Source organism: Paenibacillus marchantiophytorum, from assembly GCF_014640555.1.
In the GTDB taxonomy this organism is placed as follows: Bacteria; Bacillota; Bacilli; order Paenibacillales; family NBRC-103111; genus Paenibacillus_E; species Paenibacillus_E marchantiophytorum.
Genome location: NZ_BMHE01000132.1, coordinates 1 through 852, shown reverse-complemented (window position 1 = coordinate 852; position 852 = coordinate 1). Strand labels below are relative to the sequence as shown.

Below are 852 nucleotides of genomic sequence, written 5' to 3'. Positions count from 1 at the left end.
GCTCAATTCAGCCGGGAATACCGCCGGCTCTTCGGGCTCCCTCCGCTTCAAGATATAAAAGCATTTCACAGAAAACCAGTACCGGAAGCGTTCGAGACCAGCTAAATACCTTCAATTCCGCATGTGAAATTGAAGGTTTGTCTGTCCAAAAAGACGGGTGTGAATAAGAAGCTGAATACGATGATCGCTTCAAGCAAGCTTTCCGATTTCATTACGTTAGCTGTGAACGATAATCATGTGAAAAAATTGTTCAATGGCGGTCTGGCGCTGCCCCTTAATAAATTGGCAGAACAGTATCAAAAGCAGATGGGACAAACACGATTTTTTTACAGGAGGTCAAATTATGGGGACAGGTCTCCGCAATAACGCATTTTGTAGGGACTTTCTTGTCGTTAGACTTTTATCTGTTAAAAGTATCAAGAAGGAGGAGTTTAATGGGATCCAGTCTAATAGTACGTGAATATGACCCCATTTGGGTTCAACTGTTTCAGCAATTACGAGGCTTTGTAATTCCTGTTTTAAGCGATTTCGTAGTCACAATAGAACATGTTGGTAGTACATCCGTTCCCGGCTTGGCATCGAAGCCGATTGTTGATATCGATGTGGTTGTGCCTACACAATCGGATGTCCTTAAGGCTATTAAAGGGCTAGCCACTCTTGGCTACGTTCATGAAGGGGACTTAGGAGCTACCGGTCGAGAGGCTTTTATTCCACCCGCCAATGTAACTTGGCATCATCTATATGTCTGCACCCTGGATAACGTAGAGTATAAGCGTCATATCCTATTTCGAGACTATTTAAGAAGCCATCCAGAGGATGCTAAACAATATGGTGACTTAAAGGTGGAACTTG

General features: G+C 43.4%; 2 protein-coding genes. Both read left to right on the top strand.

What is annotated here, in order from left to right; all coding sequences use genetic code 11:
* Nucleotides 1-159: 159 nt before the first annotated feature.
* Nucleotides 160-366 carry a hypothetical protein gene (locus IEY34_RS36275; protein ID WP_189021124.1) on the top strand — a complete coding sequence of 69 codons (207 nt, stop codon included), beginning with the start codon at nucleotides 160-162 and terminating at the stop codon, nucleotides 364-366.
* A gap of 68 nt (nucleotides 367-434) precedes the next feature.
* On the top strand, nucleotides 435-852 hold a 418-nt coding region (locus tag IEY34_RS36270), incomplete at its 3' end, for a GrpB family protein (protein ID WP_189021122.1).